Here is an 18,528-nt window from a genome sequence, read left to right as displayed (position 1 = left end):
ATGCCACATGCTTCAAAATCACTAAAAGTTGAGCCATTTATATTGAATACTAAAAATGCAACTTAACCACTACAATACACCATTTAAAAAACAAAAATTTCCAATTACTATAGTTTGCGAAAACATATCTAATGCGCCAAATATTGGGAGTTTGTTTAGGACTGCAGATGCTTTTGGAGTGGAAAAAATTTATTTTTGTGGTGAGTACATTTCATTAGGTAGAAGAATGACTAAAACCTCTCGTGCTACTGAAAAAGTTGTGGATTACGAAATAAAACTAAAGGCTTTAGACATAGTAAAACAATTAAAAACTGAAGGGTATTTAATAATAGCTCTCGAAATTACATCTGAAAGTAAATCGCTTCAAAACGAGATATTTACAACGCAACAACCAATAGCAATAGTTATTGGAGATGAAAATTTTGGTGTTTCTGAAGCTATTTTGCAATGTTCAGACACCATTAATCACATTAATATGTATGGACAAAATAGCAGTATGAATGTTGTACAAGCCACAACTATAGCGTTATATGAAATAACTAAACAACTTTTATAAACCAAAGCTACAAATTTCTATATTTACTTCATGAACTCAAAAGCAATTTCAAACGGAATATTAAGAGCATTAGCCATTATAGTTGGTGTAGTTTTACTATTATGGTTTTTATATAAAATCCAATCTGTTATCGTTTATTTGGTGATTGCTGGTATATTTTCGCTTTTAGGACGTCCAATAGTATTGTTTTTAAAACGAAAATTCAAATTTCATGATACCCTTGCAGTAATCGTAACTATGCTTCTATTTTTAGCTATTATTTTTGGTATTATTAGCTTATTTATTCCTTTAATTATAGAGCAAGGACAAAATTTATCGTTATTAGATATTAATTTATTACAAGAAAATGTAGAAAGACTTTATAAAGAAGCCATAAGCCATTTTGGTCTTGCACAAAACGATGTAGAAGAGTCTATAAAGGATTCTAAAATAATGTCTAAAATAGATTTCGGGATTATACCAAACTTTTTAAACACTGTAATTAGTGGCTTCGGAAGCTTTAGCATTGGTTTGTTTTCTGTTCTGTTTATATTATTCTTTTTCTTAAAAGACAGCAAATTATTTAGCAATAGCATACTAACTATCTTACCTAAAAAGCATGAAGCGCGATTAAGAAAATCGTTTCAAACCATAAGAGATTTACTCTCTAGATACTTTGGAGGTTTACTGCTACAACTCGTTATTTTGTTTGTAATTTACTCTGTAGTTTTACTCATATTTGGTATCGAAAATGCCGTAATTATTGCAACACTTTGTGCGCTTTTAAATGTTATTCCTTATGTTGGACCAATTATAAGTGCTTTTTTACTCGTTTTATTAAGTATGTCTAGTAATCTTGGAGAAAGCTTTAGCGACGTCATTTTACCAAAAACCATTTATGTAATGATTGGCTTTTTAATCGCGCAGTTAGTCGATAATTTTTTCAGTCAGCCCTTTATTTTTTCAAAAAGTGTAAAATCGCATCCATTGGAAATTTTCTTAGTTATCATAATAATTGGATTGCTTTTTGGTATTGTTGGTCTTATTGTAGCCATACCATTATATACTGCACTAAAAGTTATTGCTAAAGAGTTTTTGTCTGAATATCGTGTGGTTAATAAATTAACAGAAAGTTTAAATGATTAAATTAGATGATTTTATATTATCTCCTGAAAAACAGGAATTTATAAATAATAATTTAAATTCTGATATCACCCAATTATTATTAAAAGGAATACCATTTACTTCAACTGAAACTAAAGCAATTATAGAGCAAATTGAGGCTAAAAACAAAAGCAAAAAGAAGTTGCCAACCTGGTTTTCTGCAAAACATATTTACTATCCAAACAAGCTTAATATTGAACAAACCTCTTCAGAAATTACAGCAAAATTTAAAGCCAATTTAGTAAGTGGTAAAAGTTTAATAGATCTTACAGGAGGTTTTGGTGTTGATAGTTTCTATTTTTCAAAACACATTGAAAAGGTTACGCATTGCGAGATTAATCCAACTTTATCTAAAATAGTAGCGCATAATTTTAAGCAACTCAACATTAGTAACATAACTTGTATAGCTAGTGATGGCATTGAAGCGTTAAAAACAATCAATACACCTTTCGATTGGCTTTATATAGATCCTTCTCGAAGAGATGATAGTAAAGAGAAAGTATTTTTATTAAAAGATTGCCTTCCAAATGTTCCTAAGTATTTAGGCTTGTTTTTTAAATATGCCGAGCATATACTAATTAAAACATCGCCTTTATTAGATATAAGCGCAGCCATAAATGAATTATCTAATGTTAAAACAATATATAGCGTAGCTGTAAATAACGACGTTAAAGAATTACTTTTTGAGTTACAACGCGATTATAATGAATCAATTACCATTAAAACAGTTAATATAAAAAAGGAAACGGAAGAACATTTTGAATTTCAATTACATGAAGAAAGTTCTAATCAACCTGATTTTAGCAAGCCACTCACCTATTTATATGAGCCTAATGCAGCCATTTTAAAAACAGGAGCATTTAATACAATTGCAACAAAATTAAACATTTATAAACTACATAAACATTCGCATTTATATACTAGCGATACCTTAATTGAATTTCCTGGCCGAAGATTTAAAATTGAAAAAGTTGCTGAGTATAATAAAAAACGATTTAAACGCGAGTTTAATATAGAAAAAGCCAATGTGACTACACGTAATTTTCCTGAAACAGTATCTCAAATTAGAAAAAAACTATCTCTTAAAGATGGTAGCGATACTTATCTGTTTTTTACTAGAGACATTAACAATATTACAATTGTAATTAGCACTAAGAAAGCAAAAAAATAGCCTCTACAAAATTTGTAAAGGCTATTGTAATCTATACCAACTAACGTATTATAAATCTGTTGGCGACGTTTCAACTATTTCATTATTAGAATCAACTATAATCTCTATTTCACTACATGAACTCATGTTAAGTTCAATTTTATTACCAGGTATATTAGGATCTGTACTCTCTACTAAAAGTAAAACATATCCATCTGAAAACGAACGCCAATTTGTTGTTGTTCCAGGCATAACGGCTAAATCTGAACTAATTAAAGTCACATTATTTAATACTTTAAAATGAAATGGTAATGTTCCATTATTTATTAAACGTGCTTGAGGATTGGTGTTAACACAAGTAGAGTTTAAAGCTTCTGTATCTGTTAAAGAGCTTTGCTCTACTATTTCGTTGTCCAAAGATTCTACAGTACAACTTGTAAATGATAGAGTAATAATAGCAATAGCTATTAATTTAAGTAGGTGTTTCATTATTTAAATTTTATTTGGGAGTGCAAATGTACAATTGAATTGTAGGATAATAATTTACAATGCAAATATATTAATTAATATCTACAAAATGCATATTTATGAGTTAAAATACATTTTCGTGTAAGAAATACTTAATAATTAATGGAAAAAGGAATTGTAAAACTAGTATTAATTTTCTGTAAAAAAATAAGAACCTGTAATAATTAAAGTTTATTGTTTGTATTAAAGTTGAAGTTGGTAATGAGTTATTTTTTGTAGTTATTACGCTAATAAAAACCAGAGTTTACTATTAGATTTGAAAAAAACAAATTATGAATCAATGGTTTAAGTTTAGTACAGATGGTTTTTTATCAATTATTTTAACAGCAGTTGGGATTTATATTGCGACTATTATTTGCACTCGTATTGCTGGTAAACGTAGCTTCTCTAAAATGTCTAGTTTCGATTTCGCAATGACAGTTGCAATTGGTTCTATAATCGCGACCACCATTGTCTCTAAATCTGTAAGTTTACAAGATGGCATAGTTGGTATAGCCATTACCTATTGTTTACAATTAGGTATGGCCTATTTAAGACGATTTGGTTTTATTGAAAAAATTGTAGATAATTCGCCATTACTTTTAATGGACCAACAAGAAATACTACATAAAAACCTCAAGAAAGTTCGTGTAACAGAAGATGATTTACGTTCTAAATTAAGAGAAGCTAACGTTTTAGAGTTATCTCAAGTACGTGCTGTGGTTATGGAAGCCACTGGAGATATTGCGGTTTTACACAGTACTGATAAAAATGAAAAACTCGAAGATTGGCTATTAAAAAATGTAGAGCGTTAAATCATAAATATGCCAGAATCTGTAAAAGCGTATTGCGTACAATTATCTGGACAACTCCTAGTATTAAGACCAGTAAACAGACTAAAAGCTGGTAAAACTAATTGAAACTCTGTAACCTGAAAACAAGGTAATTTTATGCGTTGTTTCCCCTTTCCGTTAATATAAACACCAGGATGTGTGTGTCCGGAAATAGTGAAGTTCTCTTCAGAATTTTCTAATTTATTATGTACAAAATTTATAGTTTCAATAGTAAGTGAAGGTTTATAAATTTTAATATTAAAAGCCTCGTAAACGTCTCTATTTAGCTTATCATGATTTCCAATAATTAACTGCAACTTTAAATTAGGGAATTTTTTCAGCCAATTTTTAAACGTTTCTAACTCTGTATTGTATTCCGCATGAAACAAATCGCCAACAATAATCAATGTTTCGGCATTAAAATGATTAATTAAAAGTTGTAATCGCTCTAAATCATCATCTAGTACTTGTGAGGAGATTGGAATACCATGTTTTCTAAAATGTGCCGATTTTCCAATATGTAAATCACTAAGGATTAACGCTTTTTTAGCGTCCCAAAATAATACGCGTTGGTTGGTGAGTGTAAATGTTTCTGAATTACAAACTATAGATTTAGTGATTATTTTCATTAGTCATCAAATTTATAAACTTGTTTTTGAATGCGCTCAATACGTTTTGTTAAATCTTCGTTAGTCATTGTTCCTCTTAAGCTATCTACTTTTAACGGAAAACTTAATGGTGTAAACGATTTTGCGTGTTTAATTACAATTTTACTTTTAGAAATACGCTCAAATGCAGCTCTTAATCGCACTTCTTCTAATTCCTGATTAAATACTTCTGTATAGGCTTGTTTTAGCAATAAATTTTGTGGTTCATACTCATCCAAAACTCTAAAAATTAATCCAGAAGAAGACTGCAAACTTTTGCTGTTTTTTCGTGTTCCAGGTTGTGTTTGTACCACCAAACCAGCAACTACAGCAATATCTCTAAATTTACGAGATGCCATTTCACTTGCATTAATACTGGCTGTAACATCTTCCATTAAGTTTTCTTTTGAAAGAATATCGTGAATAGAGGCTTCATTTAAAGGTAATTTTTGGTCACTAAGTAGTTCAAATCCATAATCATTCATTGCAATTGTAAACGTTAATGGTTTTAATTTACTAATACGATAGGCCATTAAAGAGGCAATGATTTCATTCACTATGCGACCTTCAAAAGGATACATGTATAAATGATGTCCTTCTTTTGTTTCAATTAATTCAACTAAAAACTCATTGGCTTTAGGAATATGAGAATAATCGTCTTGTCTGTAAAGAAGAGGATGTAAAAATTTTAGTTCTTTTTCTCTATTATTTGGCGTTAAAGCATCGCTTAGTTTTAATCTTAAAAAATGGGTTAAATAAGAGGTTAACGGAAGTCTTCCTCCTAGCCAACTTGGCGTAATTGCTTTTTTAGATTTGCTTAATTTTACCAAAGCAGTCATATCTTTTATTTGTTTGAGCTCTAAAACTCTTCCTGCTAAAACAAAAGCATCTCCTTTTTTTAGTTTGGAAATAAAAAACTCTTCAATTCTACCAATATATCCTCCTGGAAAGAATTTAACTAAAAGCATGGATTCGCTTACAATAACTCCAATGTTCATGCGATGTAACATGGATATTCTTCTGCTCTTTACTCTATAAATACCATCGTCGTCTAAAACAACTTTATGAAATTCTTCGTAAGCTTTTAATGTATTTCCTCCTTGGGTTATAAAATGGATGGCCCAATTAAAATCATCTTCTGTAAGATATAAAAATGCGTGCGTATTTCTAATTAAATTGAAGGTGTCTTCGGCTTTAAAACCTTCTCCAACAGCTAAAGTAACTAAAAACTGAACCAACACATCGTAAGTTAATACCATTGGATATCTGGCTTCAATTTCGTTTTGTTTAACCGCTTCCTTAACAGCTGCAACCTCAATAAGTTGTAAGGAGTGTGTTGGCACAAAATATATTTTTGAGCGCTCGTAAGGAGAATGACCACTTCGACCTGCTCGTTGCATAAAACGTGCGATTCCTTTTACAGAACCTATTTGTATTACACAATCTACAGGTTTAAAATCGACACCTAAGTCTAGTGACGAAGTGCATACTACTGCTTTTAGTAAGCCGTTAGAAATAGCGTCCTCAATCCAATTGCGCTGTGCTTTATCTATAGAACCATGGTGGATAGCAATTTGTCCTGCCAAATCTGGTGCTTCTTCTAAAATAATTTGATACCACAATTCGCTTTGATTACGTGTATTTGTAAAAATTAGCGTGGTATTATTCTCATAAATTATTGGTACAATTTTAGAACTCATAGATTTACCTAAATGTCCAGCCCATGGCAACTCTTCTACAACATCTGGTAACACAGATATAATATCAATTTTCTTTTTCTCTTTAGCTTTTATCATTGTGGTTTTAACACCTTTGTATGGTATTAAAACGTTTTTAGCGTCTTCTAAATTTCCAATGGTGGCTGTTATTCCCCAAATTCTTAATTTAGGCGATAAGACTTTTAAACGTGTTATGGCCAATTCTGTAAGTACACCTCGTTTTGATCCTAGTAATTCGTGCCACTCGTCCACAGCCACACAATTTAGAGTTTTAAACCATCTGGAATTATTTTTTTGTGAGAATAATAAGTGTAAAGTTTCTGGAGTTGTTAATAAAACATCAGGCATTAAACGTTCCTGACGTCTTCTGTCTTTTTGAGGTGTATCTCCATTTCGAACTTCTACTGTCCAATCCAAGCCAATCTCATTAACAGCTACAGTCATTGCTTTAGCCAAATCCTTTGCAAGAGAACGCAGTGGACTTACCCAAATTAACTTTAATCCTTTTTTATAGTGTTTGGGTTGGTTTAAATAATCAATAACTACTGCAATAAAAACAGAAAACGTTTTACCAAAACCAGTTGGAGCAACTACAACACCACTATAATTATTGCTGTAACGTTCCCAAGTTTGGGACTGAAAGCTAAAGGGTTGCTGATTTTTATCTGCCATCCAGTTTTCAATTATTTTATAGCCTTCAGTATGTTTAAATGTGCTCATTTATTGTGCTTCTATTAAGGCTTTAACAGATTCTATAGTATCTATTTCGTCTGCGGTTTTATCTCTTCTCCATCGCTTAATTCTTGGGAAACGTAAGGCTACTCCACTTTTATGGCGATTACTAACTGCAATACCTTCAAAAGCAATTTCAAACACTAATTCTGGTTTTACTGTACGAACAGGTCCAAATTTTTCGGTAGCATTTTTTGTTACCCAACGCGAAACTTCTGTAATTTCTTTATCAGTTAAACCAGAGTACGCTTTAGCTACAGTTACTAATGTATTGTCCTTTTTAACTGCAAAGGTATAATCTGTGTATTTAGAGCTTCGTCTTCCACTACCTTTTTGTGCATAAATCATAACAGCATCAATGGTTAGCGGATCGACTTTCCATTTCCACCAATCTCCTTTTTTACGACCAACATGATATGGAGAGGCTTTCTGTTTCAGCATTAAACCTTCACTATTAAAACGTCTAGCCGAATTTCTTAATACATCTAATTCGTTCCAATTATTAAATTGTATAATTTTAGAAAGCTTAAGTAATTCATTTTTATTAAACTTAAAAAGTTGTTCTAGTTTTTCCCTTCTTTGTTGCATGCCCAGATTACGAATATCTTCGCCATTTATTTCTAATAAATCATAAACATAAAAGCCAACAGGCACATCTGTCAATAATTTTTTAGTTACATTTTTCCTGTTTAAACGCTTTTGCAAATCATTAAATAGCAATACTGTACTGTCTTTAATTGCTAATATTTCGCCATCGATAACAAAGTCACCTTTAAGTTGGGAAATAGCGTCAACAAGCTCTGGGAATTGAGTAGTTACCAGCTCTTCGCCACGCGACCAAATGTAAATTTCATCATTACGTTTTACTATTTGACCTCTAATACCATCCCACTTATACTCTACTTGCCATTCGTTTGTATTTCCTAATTCATTTAAATCTTTATCCAAAGCATAAGCCAAGAAAAATGGATAGGGTTTAGAATTATCATAGTTTATATGTTGTCCTGTAAGTAACTCCTCAAATGCAATGGAATCTACTGTCCAATTACCAATTATACTATGCATTAATTGATTGGCATCAATGCCAGAAAGCTTAGCCAAAGCATTAACCAATGTTTTTTTAGAGACACCAATTCTAAAACTCCCTCCTATTAACTTATTAAAAATTAAACGCTCTTGAGTACCCAAACCATTCCACGCTTCTAGTACATAGTCTTTTTTTTCAATGTCTGATTTAGCTTTTAAAGCTTTAAGCTCTGACATCCAAAGATGTAGAGGTTTTTCAATTTTTTGCTCTGTATTTGGTAATAATAACGCTAATGTTTCTCCTAAATCTCCAACAGTACTATAACTTTCTAAAAATAACCATTCTGGTAAATTAGTGATTTCCATACACCATTGTTTAAGTAAAGTAGATTTTACTGGTCGAGATGGTCTTTTCCCAGTAAATAAGGCTATAACCCAAAGTTTATCTTTATCTGGTGCAGTTTTAAAATAATGCACTAAAGCTTCAATTTTCGCATTAGTTTTATTTGTGATTTCTATAGCACTAATTAATGTTGAGAAATTTTTCATACTTCAATTTCTTTTTCAATTGTACTAGCTTCTCTATTTAATTCTTCTTCGCCATATTCGGTTCTTAATTCTTCGGAATAGATTCCGATTTCATTAAGATATTTTGAAAATGTAGCTTGCGAGCCATGAGTTACATATACTTTTTCGGCTTCTGTTGCTCTAACAGCATCAAGTAAACCCTTCCAATCTGCATGATCACTAACTGCAAATCCAGCATCTACACCTTTCCATCGTCTATTTCCTCTAATGTGCATCCAACCAGAACATATAGCTGTTGAAGCATTAGGAACACGTTTTAGGAGTTTAGAACCTAATAATGCAGGAGGTAGAATTACTATTTTATTTTGAATAGTTTTTTTATCGAAATCATTAGCAATCAATTGTGTGTCTGGTAATTTTATACCAGATGAAGCTATTGCTGTATTTAAATTATGTATAGCTCTATGCACGTAGATATTATCCATTCCATCAATTAACGACATAATGCGTTGTGCTTTTCCTAAAGAATAGCCTATAAAAACGCTTGTTCTATTGTTTTTTTTATTTTGAGTGACCCAATTTTGAAGTTCTTCTTGTAGATTAGCTTCACTTTTCCAGTTATAGATAGGAAGCCCAAAGGTACTTTCGGTAATAAACTCATTGCATTTAACCGATTCGAAAGGTGTTGAGATTAAATCCGGTTGGGTTTTATAGTCTCCAGAAAACACAATAGTATAGCCTTTATATTCAAGTCGAATTTGTGCAGAGCCAATAATATGACCTGCAGGAAAAAAAGTAACATTCACACCATTAATAGTTTTTGGTTGATTGTATCCCATACTTTCAATAGAAATATCAGCACCTAAGCGGTGTTTTAAAATGGCTTTAGAGTCGTCATGACATAAGTAGTGCTTATTTCCCCAACGCGAATGATCTGCGTGTCCATGAGAAATTATAGCATAATCAACAGGTAGCCAAGGATCTAAATAGAATTTTCCAGGAATACAGTAAATCCCTTTTTTAGTGAATTTTATAAGTTTCAATAATTAAAATTTTGAATGCTTATAAAGTTAAGGATTAGGAAATATACAATTTAACTTTATAACATAAATTTATAATGCAATTGCTTAAAAATAATGGTAGAAACAAAAAAGCTTCACTAAATATAGTGAAGCTTTAAGTGAGCCCTGAAGGATTCGAACCTTCGACCGCCTCCTTAGAAGGGAGGTGCTCTATCCAGCTGAGCTAAGAGCCCTTAACTCAAAAAAGTCGGGGTGGCAGGATTCGAACCTGCGGCCTCCACGTCCCAAACGTGGCGCGATAACCGGGCTACGCTACACCCCGAAAATGGTTATCAAAAATTAATTTGAAAAAATTGCGGAGAGACAGGGATTCGAACCCTGGGTAAGTGTTTCCACCTACGACGATTTAGCAAACCGCTCCTTTCGGCCACTCAGGCACCTCTCCGATTATTAATGAACTTTGCAATAAATTGCGGATGCAAATGTAACATAACATCCTAAATTAAGCAACAAATTTATTTACTTTTTTAATTTTTTATTCTGGGTACTCAATTCTTAAATGGTAAATATTTGCAAGCTTGCGTTTTAGCACTTTTTTTATAGATTCAATTTCTCTAAAAGTTATGTTTGCATTTAAAAATTGGCCACTCTCCATTTGTTTTGTTATAATTGTTTCAACAAAAGTATCAATTTTAGTTGATGTAGGTTCTTTTAAGCTTTTTGATGCCGCTTCCACACTATCACACATCATTAAAATTGCTGTTTCTTTACTAAATGGCATTGGGCCAGGATACGCAAAATCGTCTTCGCTAACCTCTTCATCTATGGCTTTAGCTTTCATATAAAAATAATAGACTTTACTGGTGCCATGGTGTGTACGGATAAAGTCTATAACACGATCTGGTAAATTATTTTTTTTTGCAATTTCAATACCATCGAAGGTATGATCTATTATAATTTTAGCACTTTCTTTAGGAGATAATTCGTCATGCGGATTTATACCATTAGATTGATTTTCTGTAAAGTAGGTTGGGTTTTTCATCTTACCAATATCATGATACAATGCTCCAACTCTAACCAACATCGTATTTGCTCCTATTTCGTTAGCTACTGCTTCTGCAAGATTTGCTACATTTAGTGAATGATGAAACGTGCCTGGTGCTGTGTTTGATAATTCTTTTAAAAGTTTAGAATTGGTGTCTGATAATTCTAATAAAGAAACATCGGAAACCAAACCAAATATTTTTTCATAGACATAAATAAGTGGTTGAACAAATAAAGTAGCTAATCCACAAAGAATAAATAATCCGAAGGTTTTCCACTCCAAGGCTATAATGCTTCCTTCATGAATTACAAAAAAAGCAAAATAAGAGATGATATAAATTAATGTTATTTGTCCAACAGAAATAAAGAGGTTTGCACGCTTATAAAGTTCAGAGACTGTTAAAATAGTTACTATTCCTGCGATAATTTGAAGAAACATATACTCATAGCTATTAGGAACAATAAATCCTAAAAGTAAAACAGTAATAACATGAGTGAAGAGTCCTAGTCTTGCATCAAAAAAAGCTTTTAAAACTAACGGAAGAATACAAATAGGAACAACATATACATATTTGGAATTATAATTTACCACTAGTATTGTTATAAATATCATCAAAAACACATTGAAGAATATAAATGTAACTTTAGTGTTATTATCAAAAACTTCTAATCTATATTTTCTAAGAAAGAGCAAAAGCATTAATAATGCTAATGCAACTAAAACAGTGTATGCAATTACTACTAGATTATAATTTGCTTGATTCCAAACTTGCGACTCATACTCCTGCTCTAGTGATTTTAAAATATCGTATTTTTCGCCTTCAACAACTTCTCCTTTGGATATAATTAATTGATCTTTTTCTATACTTCCCCTTACATACGCTATTTTTTTGAGCTCTTCTTCTAAAACTTTTTCAGAGAATGTTTTATTATAACTTAAATTAGCCTCAAGTGCATCATAAAGTATTGCAGTTACTACCTTTGCATTAGCAAAATCTTCATTAGAATTTTGATTAACTATTTTTGATATTTCATCTTGTTGCGTTAATTCCGAATAGGTTACAATCTTCTTTTCTGAATTGTTTTCTAGCAAAACTACTTGCGTTTCAGGGCTAAAACCGTAATCAGAATCTAACAACCCATTTGAATAGATTGACTCCAATATTTTAGTTCCTAAATCACTTAATTCTTTTTGTTTTCTAGTACTTATAGAATCTGGTAAAGAGGATGTTAAAAGCGCATCAAATTTATCGCTTACACTTTTAAAAATTTCAGTCTTAATATTAAAGTATTGTAATGCTTCTTTTCGTATTTGAGTTTCTTCAGCTTTAATTTCTTCAGCAGATTTCTTAATTGCAAAATCAAAAGGTGCTAATAAAGTTTCGGATTGCCAAGGTTTACCTTTTTGAAAATCATATTTAAAACGTCCACTTTTAGGAAATAAATATACAATTATGAAAGTTGTAGCGATAAACAATAATACTTTATAGATTAGAGAGTGGTTTCTAAATAAAGTATTTATAAAATCTTTCATTAATTATGGAACTATTAAATTATTTAAAGTCTAAGGCTTTTTTCAAAAGTAAAAAATATTAATGTTTTAATACTAGTTATATTACGCTTATATTTCTCGTTTTTACATAAAAATCATTAATTTCGTGATTCGAAAATTAAAATCATTAAAAATGAATAAAGAAGTAGTCATTGTCTCAGCTGCGAGAACACCAATAGGAAGTTTTTTAGGTGCTTTATCAACTATTCCTGCTCCAAAATTAGGAGCTATAGCGATTAAAGGTGCTTTAGATAAAATTAATCTTAAACCAGAACTTGTTGAAGAAGTTTTAATGGGTAATGTGGTACAAGCAGGTACAGGTCAAGCTCCTGCAAGACAAGCTGCTATTTTTGCCGGAATTCCTGATACTGTTCCTTGTACAACTGTTAATAAAGTGTGTGCTTCTGGGATGAAAACAGTAATGATGGCTGCTCAAAGTATTGCTGCTGGAGATACAGATATTGTTGTTGCAGGAGGAATGGAAAACATGAGTTTAATACCTCACTATTTTTATGCAAGATCTGCAACAAAATTTGGACCTGCAAAAATGGAAGATGGTATGCAAAAAGATGGCTTGGTGGATGTTTACGATCAAAATGCAATGGGTGTTTGTGCAGATGCTTGCGCTGCAGAATATAATTTTTCTAGAGAAGATCAAGACGCTTACGCAATACAATCTTACAAAAGATCTGCTGCTGCTTGGGATGCTGGTAAGTTTGATAATGAAGTTGTACCTGTAGAAGTACCTCAACGACGTGGTGACGCTTTAGTTATTAATAAAGATGAAGAATATACGAACGTGAAAATGGAAAAAATTCCTGCTTTACGTCCAGCTTTTACAAAAGATGGTACAGTAACTGCTGCTAATGCCTCTACTATAAACGATGGTGCTGCTGCTCTAGTTATAATGAGTAGAACAAAAGCTGATGAATTAGGTTTAAAGCCTATAGCTATAATTAAAAGTTATGCGGATGCTGCACACGAACCAAAATGGTTTACAACTGCTCCTGCAAAAGCTTTACCAAAAGCACTAGATAAAGCAAATATAAAACTTGAAGAGGTTGATTTTTTTGAATTTAACGAAGCTTTTGCTGTTGTTGGTTTAGCAAATATGAAAATTCTTAACCTTAGCGACTCTAAGGTAAACGTTAATGGTGGAGCGGTTTCGCTTGGACATCCGTTAGGTTGCTCTGGAGCTAGAATTTTAATTACATTAATCAATGTATTAGAACAAAATGATGCAAAATTAGGAGCTGCTGCTATTTGTAACGGAGGAGGTGGAGCTTCTGCAATTGTTATTGAAAGAAGTTAAATAAAGTATTCAGTAACAGTTTACAATTTTCACTTAATAGTGTTTACTCCTAACCTAACTAATCAAAAATAAATTTTATCATTATTAATGCAATACGGGATTTGTAATTTAAGCATAGTTTCGCTTCGTTTTGAGCCTACAGACTCATGCGAACTTGTGTCGCAGGTATTGTATGGAGAGCATTTTAAAATTTTAGAAGTTAGAAAATCTTGGAGTAGAATTCGGTTAGCTTTCGATAACTATGAAGGTTGGATAGATAACAAACAATATGTAGAGATTTCTGAAGAGGAATACAATACTCTTCAGTCTCAAAAAATAAAACTCTCTACAGATTTAATTGAGTTTGTTCAAGATAAGGACAATCAGCTTTATCCTATATCCTTAGGCTCGTCCTTAAGCGCATTGTCTATTTTAAGCCATTCTTTTGATGGTAATTTTTCTACTGAAAAAAACAAAAAATCTAATTTAATAAATACTGCTTTTTTATACTTAAACGCGCCTTATCTTTGGGGCGGAAAAACACCTTTTGGTATTGATTGCTCTGGTTTTACACAAATGGTTTATAAACTTAATGGATATACTATTTTACGTGATGCTTCACAACAAGCTACACAAGGTGAAGCGTTAAGTTTTATAGAGGAAAGTGAGCCTGGAGATTTAGCTTTTTTTGATAATAGCGAAGGTAATATTGTGCATGTAGGTATTATTATGGAAGATAATTATATTATTCATGCTCACGGAAAAGTGAGAATAGATAGGTTGGATCATACTGGCATATATAATGCTGAAAGGCGAATGCACACTCATAAACTTAGAGTTATAAAAAAAATAATATAAAAAAAACCGTTACTAACTTTAGTAACGGTTTTTTAGTGATAATAAACCACATAATTACATTTGTTCTACTTTAGCTTTTAATTCTTTGTATTTATCTGTTTCTCCTTTAGCGCTATAAATACTCATAAGTGTTTTTAAAATATCAATATCATTAGGTTTTAGAACTAATACAGACTCTAAATAAGGTATAGCTTCGGTATAAATATCTTGACGCTTTAACTTTAAAGCGTCATATTTTGCGTTATCAGCAGCAGAGCTTCCTAGATTATTCATTTCAGTTACAATAGCTTTTTCTTGACTTAAAATTAATGCAGCCAAATTTGTTAATGCATTAACATTTTCTGGGTTAATCTTAATTGCTTTTTTATAATATTCTTTAGCTCTAGAGATATCATTAGAATCATTTGCTAAAACTCCAAGATTAAAAAACAAATCAGAATTATTAGGATCTAATTGAATAGCTTCCTCTATTAAAACTTTATAGCTTTCTACATCTCCTAATTTATAATACAAATTGGCTTCGCTAGTCAATAAATTAACATTTTTAGAATCATATTTTCTGGCTTTTTTAATAGCTGCCAAAGCTTTGTCATCTTTTCCTTGAGTCATATAAATCATTGCAATATTTTTTATAATCTCAGCTGCCTTAGATTCAGTAATACGTTCACCAGGATTAGTATAAGTACCTGATTTTACAAAAATATCTCTTTGGCTTTTAGACATAACCTCTTCTTTGCCTTCAGCATTGGTTGCGTAATACTGCTTTTCGATACCTGTATAACCTAATTCATTAAGTTTTTCATAATGTTTTAATGCAGTATCATAATCTTGACCAGATACAGCACTTGACGCTGCATAATATAAATATGTAGTGTCTTTAGGCATTATTCTATATAAACTCTCAAAACCTTTTGAAGCTTTTTCGAAATCACCAGAAGTATATTGTTTATTAGATTTTTCTAAAATACTATTTTGCATTTTAGATTTTAAATCTTTAACTTCTGCTTCCATACCATCCACATTAGATAAAGTATTTATTGCAACATCAACATCTTCTATGTCACCTCCTCCATTAGCATAAAAAGTTTTTGCCTTATTAATTAAAAACTTATTTTTTAATTTATCATCCATTTGAGAAACCATGCCTTCTAATTGAGTAGCTAAAGTTTTAGCTTCAGCATAGTTATTATTTTTAACTGCTTTTTCTAGTGCTTTCACTTCTTTTTTTTGAGCAAAAGTGATTACACTTATTAATAAAGCAAATGTTAGGATTAATTGTTTTTTCATTTTACTATTTTTAATTGTTATTATTCTTCTTCTCCAGAATTATCAATAGTTGTGCCAGACTCAGATTCTTCAGTATTTGTAGGTGTTTCAGGAATTATTATATTTCCATCTTCATCTAATTCTACTTCGTCTTCATCTTGCATTACTTTTGCAACTGCTGCAATAGAATCGTTTCCTTTTAAATTTATAAGCTTAACACCTTGCGTTGCTCTACCCATAACTCTTAAGTCTTCTACAGCCATACGAATTGCAATTCCAGACTTGTTAATAATCATTAGATCATCTGTATCTGTTACATTCTTTATTGCTACTAAGTTACCAGTTTTTTCTGTAATAGAAATAGTTTTTACACCTTTTCCACCACGATTGGTCACTCTATAGTCTTCTAAACTAGATCGTTTTCCATATCCATTTTCAGAGACTACAAGGATGTTACTTTCCATATCGTCCACAGCAATCATACCTATAACTTCGTCTGTTTTTTCATCTTGAAGACGAATACCACGAACACCAGAAGCATTTCTACCCATTGGTCTTGTTTTAGCTTCTTCAAAACGAATAGCTTTTCCAGACTTTAAGGCTAACATCACTTGACTTTCTCCTGTGGTTAGTTTTGCTTCTAACAATTCATCTCCTTCTTTAATAGTAATGGCGTTAATACCATTGGTTCTTGGACGAGAATATTGCTCTAAAGACGTCTTTTTAACTTGACCTTTTTTAGTTGCCATAATTACATAGTTACTATTTATGTAATCTTCATCTTTTAAATCTTGAGTACAAATAAATGCCATCACTTTATCGTCTTGCTCAATATTTATAAGGTTTTGTATTGCTCTACCTTTAGAGGTTTTACTACCTTCAGGAATTTCATAAACACGCATCCAGAAACATTTTCCTTTTTGGGTAAAGAATAACATGTATTGGTGATTTGTACCTACAAATAAATGCTCTAAGAAATCTTCGTTTCGAGTTGTGGATGCTTTTTGCCCAACTCCTCCTCTATTTTGTGTTTTGTATTCTGTTAAAGATGTGCGTTTAATATAACCAGCATGAGAAATAGTAATGACTACTTTCTCGTTTGGTATCATATCTTCAATACTTAAATCACCTCCTGCATATTCAATTTTAGATCGACGTTCATCTCCATATTTGTCTTTAACAACTTGAAGCTCTTCCTTAATAATATCCATTCTTCTATCTTTTTTATCTAGAATGTCTTTAAGGTCTTCAATCGTTTTCATTATCTCTTCGTATTCAGAACGTAATTTATCTTGCTCTAAACCTGTTAATTGACGTAAACGCATCTCTACAATAGCTTTCGCTTGTATTTCTGATAGTTTAAAACGTTCAATTAAATTATTACGTGCTTCATCTGCATTAGAGGATGCTCTGATAATTTTAATAACCTCATCAATATTATCTGATGCAATAATTAAACCTTCTAATATGTGTGCACGCTCTTCTGCTTTACGTAACTCATAAGTGGTACGTCTTACTACAACCTCGTGTCTGTGTTCTACAAAATAATGAATCAATTCTTTAAGATTCAATAATTGTGGTCTTCCATTAACTAATGCAATATTATTTACACTAAAAGAGGATTGTAATGCAGTATATTTATATAATTTATTAAGAACGATATTAGGAATCGCATCACGTTTTAAAACGTAAACTATTCGCATTCCGTTTCTATCAGACTCGTCTCTAATAGTTGCAATGCCATCCATTTTCTTTTCGTTAACCAAATCAGCAGTCTTTTTAATCATGTCTGCTTTGTTAACTTGATAAGGGATTTCTGTAACTATAATACATTCTCTTCCCTGTACTTCTTCAATGTTAGCATTTGCACGCATTACTATTCTGCCACGACCTGTTTGAAAAGCTTCTTTTACACCATCATAACCATATATAGTTCCACCTGTTGGGAAGTCTGGTGCTTTAATGTGTGTAATTAACTCGTCTATTTCAATAGCGTTATTTTCGATATAGGCAATAGTTCCATCAACAACTTCAGATAAATTGTGAGGAGGCATATTTGTTGCCATACCTACTGCAATACCAGAGGCTCCATTTACTAATAGACCAGGAATACGTGTTGGTAAAACGGTTGGCTCTTCTAAAGTATCATCAAAATTTAATTTATGATCTACAGTTTCTTTATCAATATCTGCCAACATGTCCTCAGAAATTTTACGCATACGCGCTTCTGTATAACGCATTGCTGCAGGACTATCTCCATCTACAGACCCAAAGTTACCTTGTCCATCTACTAACATGTAACGTAAACTCCATTCCTGAGCCATACGTACCATTGCATCGTAAACCGAAGTATCTCCATGAGGATGGTACTTACCTAAAACCTCACCAACTATTCTTGCAGATTTTTTGTGCGCACTATTGGCTCTAACACCCAGTTCATGCATACCATAAAGTACACGTCTATGTACTGGTTTTAAACCATCTCTTACATCTGGTAAAGCACGTGACACAATGACTGACATAGAATAATCTATGTAAGCCGATTTCATTTCATCTTCAATGTTAATTGGAATGACTTTTTCTCCTTCTGCCATATATAATTTTTTTTTTATTTCTAAATTTTCAAAACACGCTAATATAAAACTTTCATTAGTA

The 18,528-nt window shown here is 31.7% G+C and carries 14 protein-coding genes and 3 tRNA genes; 6 read left to right on the top strand and 11 right to left on the bottom strand.

The genetic code is table 11. The features are described from left to right. Positions 1–55: 55 nt before the first annotated feature. Genes ACVC5O_RS13400 through ACVC5O_RS13390 form a run of 3 tightly spaced genes read left to right on the top strand, consistent with a single transcriptional unit; the run spans position 56 to position 2,870 of the window. On the top strand, positions 56–556 hold the full coding sequence (locus tag ACVC5O_RS13400) for a TrmH family RNA methyltransferase (RefSeq protein WP_452221993.1): 501 nt from the start codon (positions 56–58) through the stop codon (positions 554–556). A gap of 30 nt (positions 557–586) precedes the next feature. Next, positions 587–1,681 carry an AI-2E family transporter gene (locus tag ACVC5O_RS13395; protein ID WP_452221992.1) on the top strand — a complete coding sequence of 365 codons (1,095 nt, stop codon included), beginning with the start codon at positions 587–589 and terminating at the stop codon, positions 1,679–1,681. After that, positions 1,674–2,870, top strand: coding sequence for a THUMP-like domain-containing protein (locus ACVC5O_RS13390; protein ID WP_452221991.1), 1,197 nt, complete (start codon positions 1,674–1,676; stop codon positions 2,868–2,870). The genes ACVC5O_RS13395 and ACVC5O_RS13390 overlap by 8 nt, the downstream gene beginning before the upstream one ends. A gap of 48 nt (positions 2,871–2,918) precedes the next feature. Here the strand turns inward: ACVC5O_RS13390 and ACVC5O_RS13385 are convergent, their stop codons facing one another. Further along, positions 2,919–3,338: a hypothetical protein gene (locus ACVC5O_RS13385; protein ID WP_452221990.1), complete on the bottom strand. Its 420-nt coding sequence runs from the start codon at positions 3,336–3,338 to the stop codon at positions 2,919–2,921. A 311-nt stretch (positions 3,339–3,649) separates the two neighbouring features. Here ACVC5O_RS13385 and ACVC5O_RS13380 point away from each other — a divergent pair, with 311 nt between their 5' ends. After that, on the top strand, positions 3,650–4,171 hold the full coding sequence (locus ACVC5O_RS13380) for a DUF421 domain-containing protein (RefSeq protein ID WP_452221989.1): 522 nt from the start codon (positions 3,650–3,652) through the stop codon (positions 4,169–4,171). Here ACVC5O_RS13380 and pdeM read toward each other — a convergent pair. The 8 genes from pdeM to ACVC5O_RS13340 all read right to left on the bottom strand — a co-directional run bounded on the left by pdeM (position 4,168) and on the right by ACVC5O_RS13340 (position 12,440). Next, positions 4,168–4,818, bottom strand: coding sequence for a ligase-associated DNA damage response endonuclease PdeM (gene pdeM, locus ACVC5O_RS13375; protein WP_452221988.1), 651 nt, complete (start codon positions 4,816–4,818; stop codon positions 4,168–4,170). The two genes, ACVC5O_RS13380 and pdeM, sit on opposite strands and share 4 nt — an antisense overlap. Further along, on the bottom strand, positions 4,818–7,274 hold the full coding sequence (locus ACVC5O_RS13370) for a ligase-associated DNA damage response DEXH box helicase (protein ID WP_452221987.1): 2,457 nt from the start codon (positions 7,272–7,274) through the stop codon (positions 4,818–4,820). The genes pdeM and ACVC5O_RS13370 overlap by 1 nt, the downstream gene beginning before the upstream one ends. Continuing rightward, positions 7,275–8,861 carry an ATP-dependent DNA ligase gene (locus tag ACVC5O_RS13365; protein ID WP_452221986.1) on the bottom strand — a complete coding sequence of 529 codons (1,587 nt, stop codon included), beginning with the start codon at positions 8,859–8,861 and terminating at the stop codon, positions 7,275–7,277. Further along, the gene (locus ACVC5O_RS13360) at positions 8,858–9,883 is read right to left on the bottom strand and encodes a ligase-associated DNA damage response exonuclease (protein ID WP_452221985.1); all 1,026 of its coding nucleotides are present in this window, start codon (positions 9,881–9,883) and stop codon (positions 8,858–8,860) included. Before ACVC5O_RS13360 ends, ACVC5O_RS13365 begins: the two co-directional genes overlap by 4 nt. A 138-nt stretch (positions 9,884–10,021) precedes the next feature. Continuing rightward, positions 10,022–10,095: transfer RNA gene (locus ACVC5O_RS13355), tRNA-Arg, on the bottom strand. Between the two features lie 14 nt (positions 10,096–10,109). Further along, positions 10,110–10,184 (bottom strand) — tRNA-Pro (locus ACVC5O_RS13350). A gap of 34 nt (positions 10,185–10,218) precedes the next feature. Continuing rightward, positions 10,219–10,307 (bottom strand) — tRNA-Ser (locus ACVC5O_RS13345). Between the two features lie 90 nt (positions 10,308–10,397). Beyond that, complete coding sequence (locus tag ACVC5O_RS13340) at positions 10,398–12,440, bottom strand: HD family phosphohydrolase (RefSeq protein WP_452221984.1); 2,043 nt, start codon at positions 12,438–12,440, stop codon at positions 10,398–10,400. Between the two features lie 151 nt (positions 12,441–12,591). Here ACVC5O_RS13340 and ACVC5O_RS13335 point away from each other — a divergent pair, with 151 nt between their 5' ends. Continuing rightward, on the top strand, positions 12,592–13,770 hold the full coding sequence (locus tag ACVC5O_RS13335; protein WP_452221983.1) for an acetyl-CoA C-acyltransferase: 1,179 nt from the start codon (positions 12,592–12,594) through the stop codon (positions 13,768–13,770). 87 nt (positions 13,771–13,857) lie between these two features. Further along, on the top strand, positions 13,858–14,607 hold the full coding sequence (locus tag ACVC5O_RS13330; RefSeq protein ID WP_452221982.1) for a C40 family peptidase: 750 nt from the start codon (positions 13,858–13,860) through the stop codon (positions 14,605–14,607). A 54-nt stretch (positions 14,608–14,661) separates the two neighbouring features. Here ACVC5O_RS13330 and ACVC5O_RS13325 read toward each other — a convergent pair whose 3' ends face one another. Together ACVC5O_RS13325 and gyrA are read right to left on the bottom strand one after the other, a co-directional pair. After that, positions 14,662–15,894 carry a tetratricopeptide repeat protein gene (locus ACVC5O_RS13325; protein WP_452221981.1) on the bottom strand — a complete coding sequence of 411 codons (1,233 nt, stop codon included), beginning with the start codon at positions 15,892–15,894 and terminating at the stop codon, positions 14,662–14,664. Between the two features lie 20 nt (positions 15,895–15,914). Next, positions 15,915–18,467, bottom strand: coding sequence for a DNA gyrase subunit A (gene gyrA, locus ACVC5O_RS13320; RefSeq protein ID WP_452221980.1), 2,553 nt, complete (start codon positions 18,465–18,467; stop codon positions 15,915–15,917). Between the last annotated feature and the right edge of the window lie 61 nt (positions 18,468–18,528).

It is taken from the genome of Lacinutrix salivirga (assembly GCF_053604675.1).
The sequence above is the reverse complement of the archived record's forward strand: the minus strand, read 5'-3'. Positions and strand labels throughout refer to the sequence as shown.

Coding starts and splice junctions, on each gene's coding strand:
- ACVC5O_RS13400 (WP_452221993.1), top strand. CDS start 56: ATGCAACTTAACCACTACAATACACCATTTAAAAAACAAAAATTTCCA.
- ACVC5O_RS13395 (WP_452221992.1), top strand. CDS start 587: ATGAACTCAAAAGCAATTTCAAACGGAATATTAAGAGCATTAGCCATT.
- ACVC5O_RS13390 (WP_452221991.1), top strand. CDS start 1,674: ATGATTAAATTAGATGATTTTATATTATCTCCTGAAAAACAGGAATTT.
- ACVC5O_RS13385 (WP_452221990.1), bottom strand. CDS start 3,338: ATGAAACACCTACTTAAATTAATAGCTATTGCTATTATTACTCTATCA.
- ACVC5O_RS13380 (WP_452221989.1), top strand. CDS start 3,650: ATGAATCAATGGTTTAAGTTTAGTACAGATGGTTTTTTATCAATTATT.
- pdeM (WP_452221988.1), bottom strand. CDS start 4,818: ATGAAAATAATCACTAAATCTATAGTTTGTAATTCAGAAACATTTACA.
- ACVC5O_RS13370 (WP_452221987.1), bottom strand. CDS start 7,274: ATGAGCACATTTAAACATACTGAAGGCTATAAAATAATTGAAAACTGG.
- ACVC5O_RS13365 (WP_452221986.1), bottom strand. CDS start 8,861: ATGAAAAATTTCTCAACATTAATTAGTGCTATAGAAATCACAAATAAA.
- ACVC5O_RS13340 (WP_452221984.1), bottom strand. CDS start 12,440: ATGAAAGATTTTATAAATACTTTATTTAGAAACCACTCTCTAATCTAT.
- ACVC5O_RS13335 (WP_452221983.1), top strand. CDS start 12,592: ATGAATAAAGAAGTAGTCATTGTCTCAGCTGCGAGAACACCAATAGGA.
- ACVC5O_RS13330 (WP_452221982.1), top strand. CDS start 13,858: ATGCAATACGGGATTTGTAATTTAAGCATAGTTTCGCTTCGTTTTGAG.
- ACVC5O_RS13325 (WP_452221981.1), bottom strand. CDS start 15,894: ATGAAAAAACAATTAATCCTAACATTTGCTTTATTAATAAGTGTAATC.
- gyrA (WP_452221980.1), bottom strand. CDS start 18,467: ATGGCAGAAGGAGAAAAAGTCATTCCAATTAACATTGAAGATGAAATG.